Annotated in this window: 8 protein-coding genes, 1 tRNA gene and 1 other RNA gene; 3 read left to right on the top strand and 7 right to left on the bottom strand. The window is 69.1% G+C overall.

Features of this window, described 5'->3' with window-relative positions; genetic code table 11:
- The first annotated feature begins 158 nt into the window (after nucleotides 1-158).
- Together RMO85_RS14100 and RMO85_RS14105 are read left to right on the top strand one after the other, a co-directional pair.
- Entirely contained in the window at nucleotides 159-719 is a 561-nt protein-coding gene (locus RMO85_RS14100; protein WP_310529359.1) for a sigma-70 family RNA polymerase sigma factor, read from the top strand.
- Nucleotides 720-766: 47 nt separating this feature from the next.
- A complete protein-coding gene (locus RMO85_RS14105) occupies nucleotides 767-1,441 on the top strand; it encodes a hypothetical protein (RefSeq protein ID WP_310529360.1) in 675 nt (224 codons plus the stop codon).
- On the opposite strand, the gene RMO85_RS14110 is transcribed toward RMO85_RS14105, so the two are convergent.
- From RMO85_RS14110 to ffs, 7 genes are all read right to left on the bottom strand, one after another.
- Nucleotides 1,438-2,481 carry an aspartate-semialdehyde dehydrogenase gene (locus RMO85_RS14110; protein WP_310529361.1) on the bottom strand — a complete coding sequence of 348 codons (1,044 nt, stop codon included), beginning with the start codon at nucleotides 2,479-2,481 and terminating at the stop codon, nucleotides 1,438-1,440. The two genes, RMO85_RS14105 and RMO85_RS14110, sit on opposite strands and share 4 nt — an antisense overlap.
- Nucleotide 2,482: 1 nt before the next feature.
- Complete coding sequence (locus RMO85_RS14115) at nucleotides 2,483-3,754, bottom strand: aspartate kinase (protein ID WP_310529362.1); 1,272 nt, start codon at nucleotides 3,752-3,754, stop codon at nucleotides 2,483-2,485.
- Between the two features lie 98 nt (nucleotides 3,755-3,852).
- The gene (locus RMO85_RS14120; protein ID WP_310529363.1) at nucleotides 3,853-4,455 is read right to left on the bottom strand and encodes a DUF5063 domain-containing protein; all 603 of its coding nucleotides are present in this window, start codon (nucleotides 4,453-4,455) and stop codon (nucleotides 3,853-3,855) included.
- On the bottom strand, nucleotides 4,448-5,047 hold the full coding sequence (gene recR / locus RMO85_RS14125) for a recombination mediator RecR (protein ID WP_310529364.1): 600 nt from the start codon (nucleotides 5,045-5,047) through the stop codon (nucleotides 4,448-4,450). The genes RMO85_RS14120 and recR overlap by 8 nt, the downstream gene beginning before the upstream one ends.
- A gap of 8 nt (nucleotides 5,048-5,055) precedes the next feature.
- Nucleotides 5,056-5,463 (bottom strand): YbaB/EbfC family nucleoid-associated protein, encoded by a 408-nt coding sequence (locus RMO85_RS14130; RefSeq protein ID WP_310529365.1) that lies wholly within the window; start codon nucleotides 5,461-5,463, stop codon nucleotides 5,056-5,058.
- A 40-nt stretch (nucleotides 5,464-5,503) separates the two neighbouring features.
- On the bottom strand, nucleotides 5,504-7,720 hold the full coding sequence (locus RMO85_RS14135) for a DNA polymerase III subunit gamma and tau (protein ID WP_310529366.1): 2,217 nt from the start codon (nucleotides 7,718-7,720) through the stop codon (nucleotides 5,504-5,506).
- Nucleotides 7,721-7,790: 70 nt separating this feature from the next.
- Nucleotides 7,791-7,881, bottom strand: an RNA gene (ffs, locus tag RMO85_RS14140) — signal recognition particle sRNA small type.
- Between the two features lie 115 nt (nucleotides 7,882-7,996).
- On the opposite strand from ffs, the gene RMO85_RS14145 reads away from it, so the two are divergent.
- A tRNA-Ser gene (locus RMO85_RS14145) sits at nucleotides 7,997-8,086 on the top strand.
- Nucleotides 8,087-8,244 lie beyond the last annotated feature (158 nt).

Raw genomic sequence — 8,244 nt, forward strand, 5'->3', positions numbered from 1 at the left:
CCAGCGGTGAAGTCTCGACGTCGGCCATGTTGCACATTCTGACACGAGGAGACTACCTTGTGCAAAACTAACTTTTGCGCAAGGGGAATCGAGAGCCCCCTGCAGATGTGGAGGGCTCCATGCGTGGACGCACCGCTCGCACCAGGCAGAGCCCGCCCGTGACTGCTCTCGACGACTTGCTGGTCCTCACCGGCTACGCGGACGAGACCGCCTTCGGACAGCTCTACGGCGAGGTCGTGGATCGCGCATACGGTCTCGTCCTGCGTGTCATCGGCGATCCCCACCAGGCCCAGGAAGTCGTCCAAGAGGTGTTCTTGGAGGTGTGGCGCAAGTCCGCACACTTCGATCCCGCCCGAGGAACGGCCGCCGGTTGGGTGCTGACCATCGCTCATCGGCGCGCGGTGGACCGTGTGCGTTCGAGCAGCGCCGCCCGCAGGCGTGACGCCTCGTGGCACGACACGGGCTGGGACGTGTCCCAGCCCGACGCCACCTTCGACGCCGCGCACGCCAACATCGAGTCGCAATCGGTCTTCGCTGCCCTGAAGTGCCTCACCCCCCTCCAGCTGCGCGCCGTCGAGCTCGCCTACCTGGGCGGCTACACCTATTCCGACGTCGCACGCCTCATGCAGGCGCCACTCGGGACCACGAAGACGCGTATCCGGACCGCGCTGCTGCGACTCCGCGAGCAGTTGGAAGTCCCGTCCGTGGAAACCGCCTGAGTCGCACACCGCCATGGACGGACTGAGGTTCTGGCACACTTCGCCGCATGGCTGACAAGGACCTCGAGGGCGACGGCCCCTCGCTCGAACTCCCGTCGTTCGGACTCGGTCGCAAGAAGTCGGTCAAACAGACCAAGCAGACCGAGCCGGCCGTCGAACCGGAACTCGCGCCGGCGCCCGTGCCCACACCCGCACCGACACCCGCCCCGACCAGTGCACCAACTCCTGCACCCGTGGCCCCGGAGCTCGACCCCGTCGCGCCGGTGATCACGTCCGAGCCGGCCATCGCCCCCGATCTGGGCGCCGACGCCACCGATCCCAGGCCGAAGCGCGAGTTCTCGCTGCCCGCCCTTGCGCCACTCCGGGCCGCGCTGGTGGTGGGTGCCGTGATCGGCCTGCTCGCCGTGATCTTGACCTTCGCCTCGCTCAAGCTCTGCGAGCTGGTCCGCGGCACCGACTCGTGCGGCGGACCGGGGCTGCTCCTGCTCGTCGCGACCCTGGTGATCCTGACCTACGTCGGCGGCTGGCTGCTGCGCGGCTTCGCGATCGACGACCCGGGCAGCACCAGCTTCCTCGCGGTTGGACTGCTCGCCGTGATCGCGATGCTGTTCTTCCTCGACGTCATCTACAACTGGTGGATGGTGATCGTCATCCCGATCGTGGCGATGGCGACCTACGCCCTCTCGTGGTGGGTCACCACGAGATTCGTCGACATCGACTAGCGAGCTGCCGCGATCAGCTCGGCGATCTGCACCGTGTTGAGGGCCGCACCCTTGCGCAGGTTGTCGTTGCTGATGAACAGCGCAAGGCCCCGGTTGTCGTCGACGCCGGGGTCCTGCCGGATCCGGCCGACGAACGACGGGTCCTTGCCTGCGGCGTACAGCGGGGTCGGCACTTCACGCAGCTCGACGCCCGGCGCGTGGGCCAGCAACGCGCGAGCCTGGTCAGGCGTCATCGCGGAGCCGAACTCCGCGTTGATCGCCAGCGAGTGACCGGTGAACACCGGCACCCGGACGCAGAGACCGGAGACGCGCAGATCGGGCAGATCGAGGATCTTGCGCGACTCGTTGCGGAGCTTCTGCTCCTCGTCGGTCTCGTTGAGGCCGTCGTCCACGATCGAGCCAGCGAGGGGCAGCACGTTGTAGGCGATCGTCTCGACGTACTTGTCGGGCTCGGGGAAGGTCACGGCCGAGCCGTCGTAGGCCAGCTCCCGCGCCTTCTCACCGGCAGCGGTGACGCCGTTGAGAAGCTCGTCGACCCCCGCGATGCCCGAGCCGGAGACGGCTTGGTACGACGACACGATCAGTCGCTCCAGGCCGGCAGCGTCGTGCAACGGCTTGAGCACCGGCATCGCGGCCATGGTCGTGCAGTTGGGATTGGCGATGATGCCCCGGCCTGCGGCCACGACGGCGTCGATCGCGCCCGGGTTGACCTCGGAGACGACGAGGGGGATCTCCGGATCCCTGCGGAAGGCCGACGAGTTGTCGATCACGATCACGCCGGCCGCTGCAAATGCCGGCGCCAGTGCGCGCGACGTCGTGGCCCCCGCGGAGAAGATCGCGATGTCGAGCCCGGCCGGGTCGGCCGTCGAGGCGTCCTCGACGGTGACCTGACGCTCGCCGAACGGCAGCACCGTGCCGGCCGAGCGGGCAGAGGCGAAGAAGCGGATCTGCTCGATGGGGAAGCCCCGCTCGAGCAGGATCTCGCGGACGGCGACGCCCACCTGACCGGTGGCGCCGACGATGCCGAGGTTGATGCCCATGTCAGCGACCACTCCCGCCGTAGACAACCGCCTCGATCTCGGTGGAGTCGAGGTCGAAGGCGCTGTGGGTGGCGCGGACCGCCAGATCGACCTCGTCCTCGGTGACGACGACGGAGATGCGGATCTCGGAGGTGGAGATCATCCCGATGTTGACGCCGGCCGTGGCGAGAGCCGCGAAGAACTTCGCGGTGATGCCGGGGTGCGAGCGCATGCCAGCACCGATCAGCGAGACCTTCCCGATCTTGTCGTCGTAGAGCAGCTTGTCGTAGCCGACCTCGGCCTGGATCCTGGCGAGGGCCTCCATCGCGACCTGGCCGTCGGTGCGCGGCAGCGTGAAGGAGATGTCGGTCAGGCCGGTCGCAGCGGCCGAGACGTTCTGGACGATCATGTCGAGGTTGACCTGCGCCTCGGAGAGCGCCGTGAAGATGCGGGCAGCCTCGCCGACCTTGTCGGGTACGCCGACGACCGTGATCTTGGCTTCGCTGATGTCGTGCGCGACGCCGGAGATGATGGCCTGTTCCATGATGCCTCCATCACCTGCGTCGTTGACGACCCAGGTGCCTTCTAGCTGACTGAATGATGAGCGGACGTGGATCGGGATGTTGTAGCGGCGGCCGTACTCGACGCAACGCAGGTGCAGGATCTTGGCGCCACACGCGGCGAGCTCCAGCATCTCCTCGTAGGAGACCTTGTCCAGCTTGCGGGCCGCCGGCACGATCCGCGGGTCGGCGGTGAAGACGCCGTCGACATCGGTGTAGATCTCGCAGACGTCGGCCTCGAGGGCTGCGGCCAACGCCACCGCGGTGGTGTCGGTGCCGCCGCGGCCGAGGGTGGTGATCTCCTTGGTGTCGGCACTCACACCCTGGAAGCCGGCGACGATGACGATATGACCGTCGGCCAGCGCGCTGGTGATCCGGCCCGGGGTGATGTCGATGATCTTCGCCTTGCCGTGCACCGAGTCGGTGATCACGCCGGCCTGCGAGCCGGTGAACGAGCGGGCGGTGAAGCCGAGGTCGGAGATGGCCATGGCGACCAACGCCATGGAGATCCGCTCACCCGCGGTGAGCAGCATGTCCATCTCGCGAGCCGGCGGAAGCGGGCTCACGGCACCGGCGAGGTCGAGCAGCTCGTCGGTGGAGTCACCCATCGCCGAGACTGCCACAACGACGTCATGGCCGGCCCTCTTGCTCTCCACGATCCGGCGCGCGACTCGCTTGATGGCGTCGGCGTCGGCGAGCGAGGAGCCGCCGTACTTCTGCACGACAATGCCCACGGTTTGGTCCTCGACGATCTTGATGGACGACTGATGCGTCAGCTCGCGAACCGTGACGACCTCAGCGGCGATCCGGCGGACGACCTGACCCCCGGATTCTACCGGGGTGGCTCGGCCTGCTCCTCCAACATCTCATGGGCGACGGTGAGCGCCTCGACGGTCTCCTCAAAGTCGGTGTTGAAGCGGTCGTGGGCCACCACCGTCAACAGTGCGTTGAGCGCGGCGCCAGCCAGGTTTCCCCAGTTGTTGACGTAGGAGAACTGCCACCACCACAGCGCCTCCTCGACGTCGCCCAGCTTGTAGTGGCGCAGACCGTTGTCGAGGTCGGTCGCGATCGAGGTCAGGTCGTCGGAGAGCTGACTCTCCACGACCTCGGGCAGGTAGGGGTCGAACACGAAGCTGTAGGTGTCGACGCTGTCGAGCATCCGCGCCAACCGCAGGCGCATCTCGTCGATGTCCGCCTCGGGGCCCACATCGGGCTGGTACTCCTCGCGCGGCTGGAAGTCGAGCTGGGCACCCAGTCGGGCACCGGCCAGCAGCACCTGGCTGATCTCCAACAGCAGCAGCGAGACGGCCTGAGCGCCGTTGCCCTCGCGCGCGATCGCCCGCAGCGCGATCAGGAAGCTCTCGATCTGGTCGGCGATCTGCGCGGCGAAGTCGTCGGGCGCCACCGAACGGTGTTCTACGGTCTGGTCAGTCATCTGCTGATCGCCTTCCTGCGAATGCGCGCCCCAAGGTCACTTCGTCGGCGTACTCCAGGTCGCCGCCCACAGGCAGTCCACTCGCCAGGCGCGTCACGCGCAACCCCATGGGGCTCAGCATCCGCGTGAGATAGGTCGCGGTCGCCTCGCCCTCGAGGTTGGGATCGGTGGCCAAGATGACCTCCGTGACCGCGCCGTCGGCCAGGCGGATCATCAGCTCGCGGATGCGCAACTGCTCCGGCCCGATGCCGTCGATCGGCGAGATGGCGCCCCCCAGCACGTGGTAGCGCCCGCGGAACTCGCGAGTGCGCTCGATGGCGACGACGTCCTTGTACTCCTCGACCACGCACAGCAAAGCCTGGTCGCGGCGCGGGTCGCGGCAGATCCGGCACTGCTCGTCCTGGGAGACGTTGAAGCAGATGGAGCAGAACCGCACCTTGTCCTTGACCTCGATCAGGACGTCGGCGAGGCGGCGTACGTCGGCCGGCTCTGCCTGCAGGAGGTGGAAGGCGATCCGCTGAGCGCTCTTGGGACCGACGCCCGGGAGTCGGCCCAGCTCGTCGATCAGGTCCTGAACAATGCCTTCGTACAACGAAGGGCCTAGAAGCCGAGCTGGCCGCTGGGCGACCCGCCCTCGAGGCCACCGTCGCCACCCAGCGCCCCGCCGAGGCCCTCGAGCCCACCCGCGAGGGGGCCCATCGCCTCGCTGGCGATGGCTTCGGCCTTCGCCTTCGCGTCGCGGTAGGCCGCGACGATCATGTCGCTCAGGTCGGCGAGGTCGTCGGAGTCGGTGCCGTCGAACTCACCGGCGGTGATGTCGACGCCGATCAGCTCGCCCACGCCGTTGACCGTCACTGTGACGGCGCCGCCGGCCACGGTGCCCGAGACCCGCTGCTCGGTCAGCTGCTCCTGCGCCAGTTGGAGCTGCTCCTGCATCTGCTGGGCCTGCTGGAGCAGCGCGTTCATGTCGAAGCCGCCGCCCAGTGCATCGAAGGGGTTCTGGCTCATGGGTTCTCCCGGGGTGATGCTTCGGTGGTGGGTGCGGTGCTCACGAGTGCTTGATCTCCTCGACGACCTTCGCCCCGAGGGCCTGCTGCAGCAGGGCAGTGCTGTCGAGTCCCTGCGTGTCCGCGGCCGGATCGTCGGGATCGGCCGCTTCATCGGCCAACGCTCGGTGGTCGAGGGTCGTTCCCGACTCGGGGCCGGCTTCTCTCGAGCGCGTCAGCGCCTCACGCGCGGAGTTGAGTCCGCTCGACCCGGCGGCCTCGCCGCTCGGAGTGCCGCTGGGAGGGCCGTTGGGAGTGGCCCCGGCCTCGTCGGTCGCCCAGGCAGGCGGGGACGTGGGCGGCTCCGCGGCACGCGCGGCCTGCTCCACCGGCGCCGTGGCCGACTGCTTCACGACTGGTCGGGCGACGTCGGGTTGAGCGCTGGGGTCGATGATCGCGTCGATGCGCCACTCGGCACCGACGACGTCGATCGCCGCCTGGCGCAGGATCTCGTCGGAGCCCCCAGCCAGGAACGACTCCTTGGCGCCCGCGTTGGCGAATCCCAGCGTCAGTGTCTTCGCGTCCACGGCGATGACCTGGGCGTTCTGGGTCAGGTGGATCCAGGTCACGCGCCGTCGGGCCTTGGTCGCCTCGATGATGTCGGGCCACAGGCGGCGTACGTCGACGAGGCTGAGGTGGCTCCCCGCCGCGGTCTCGGCGGTCTCGGCGGGCTCGGGTGCTGCCGCTGGCAGCTCGGCGGGCCGGCTCGCCGTGGCCGACGGTTCAACGGGCGATGCGGTCGTCTCGTCGACCGAAGGCATCGGCTCGTCGGTCGGCCCGTCGGTCGGCCGGTCGGTCGGCCCGTCGGTCGGCCCGTCGGTCGGACCGTCGTCGAAGCGCGGCGGCGCGAACATCGGCTCATGGTCGCCGTGCGGGACCGGAGGTGGCGTGGGCGGCTGCGGGACCTGCGCCACCTGGGCCGGGGTGGCCACCGGGGCGGGAGACGGAGCGGGCGTTGCCGGGACGGGCGTCGGGGCGGGCGTTGCCGGGGCAGCAGCCGCGGGCCTGGTGGGCCGGTCTGTCGGCGCGCTCACCGCGCCCGACACCTCGAGACGACGCTCGATCCGGTCGAGTCTGGCCATCACGCCGTCACTGGTGTCGTCGGCGCCGGGCAGCAGCACGCGGGCACAGATCAGCTCCAGCAGCAGCCGGGGCGCGGTGGCGCCACGCATCTCGGTCAGCCCCGACGCCACGATGTCGGCGGCGCGGCTGAGCTCGACGGACCCGAAGCGGGCCGCCTGGGCGACGAGCCGCTCGCCGGCGTCCTGGGCTACGTCGAGGAGGCCGGTCGCCGATGCGTCCGGCACCGCCGCCACGATCACCAGGTCCCGCAGCCGCCGCAGCAGGTCCTCGGTGAACCGGCGCGGGTCACGGCCGGTCTCCACGACCTTGTCGACCACACCGAAGACCGCTGCGCCATCGACCGCTGCGAACGCGTCGACGACCTCGTCAAGGAGGGTCTCGGGCGTGAACCCCAGCAGTGCCGCGGCCAGGTCGTAGGTGACACCCGCCGGGCCGGCCCCGCCCATCAGCTGGTCGAGCACGGAGAGGGAGTCGCGGGCCGAGCCGCCACCGGCGCGCACCACGAGCGGCAGCGCGGCCGGTTCGATCGCGACCCGCTCCAGCTCGCACAGCTGGCTGAGGTAGTCGGAGAGCTGGCGGGGCGGGATCAGCCGGAAGGGGTAGTGGTGGGTGCGCGACCGGATCGTCGGCAGCACCTTCTCCGGCTCGGTCGTGGCGAAGATGAACCGCAGGTGCGGTGGCGGCTCCTCGACGAGCTTGAGCAGCGCGTTGAAGCCCTGGTTGGAGACCATGTGGGCCTCGTCGATGATGTAGATCTTGTAGCGGTCGCGCACCGGGGAGAAGAACGCCTTCTCCCGCAGGTCACGCGCGTCGTCGACACCGCCGTGCGACGCCGCGTCGATCTCGATCACGTCGATCGAGCCGCCGCCGCCGCGGGACATCTCACGACAGCTGTCGCACTCGCCACAGGGATCGGCGATCGGCGCTCGGGCACAGTTGAGGGCGCGGGCCAGGATCCGGGCCGAGGTCGTCTTGCCGCAGCCGCGCGGCCCGGAGAACAGGTAGGCGTGGTTGACCCGGTCGTTCGCGAGCGCGTTGCGCAGCGGCTCGGTGACGTGATCTTGACCGATGACCTCGGCAAACGTCTCGGGCCGGTAGCGGCGATACAGCGCCAACGGTGACTGGGGTGACTCCACGACCCGAACCCTACGCACCGGCACCGACGGGGACCACCGCCCGCCCACAGGGGGCATGACGGGCGAACGAAAAGGCCCCCCACGTACCCGACAGAGCTTGTCTACCCTTGCTGCCTTCCGGCCCTGGGGGAGTTCGACTAGATGCCGCCACGTGGGGGGTTGGCGCAGAGTCTAGGTGAGGTGTGCGGCCGCACCCAACCGGGCCCGCCCGTCTCCGTACGCCGCCCGCGCGCACTCGATTTCACCCGCTCGTCAGCGACCGGTACGCTCCTGCGCGGAGGATTCGCCTAGTGGCCTATGGCGCTCGCTTGGAAAGCGGGTTGAGTGTGAAAACTCTCAGGGGTTCGAATCCCCTATCCTCCGCCAGTGCCAGGTTCCTGACCTGCCAAGCCGCCGGATCGAGCCCCCCCCCGCTCGAGCCGGCGCTTCTGGTTGGCACAATTCCCGGTGCAGGCGGGCGTCTCTCGCACGGGGGCGAGATGGCCCGGCTCATCCCGAAGCGGACGAACGTTTCATGGTGCCTT

Source organism: Nocardioides sp. (assembly GCF_031422975.1).
In the GTDB taxonomy this organism is placed as follows: domain Bacteria; phylum Actinomycetota; class Actinomycetes; order Propionibacteriales; family Nocardioidaceae; genus Nocardioides.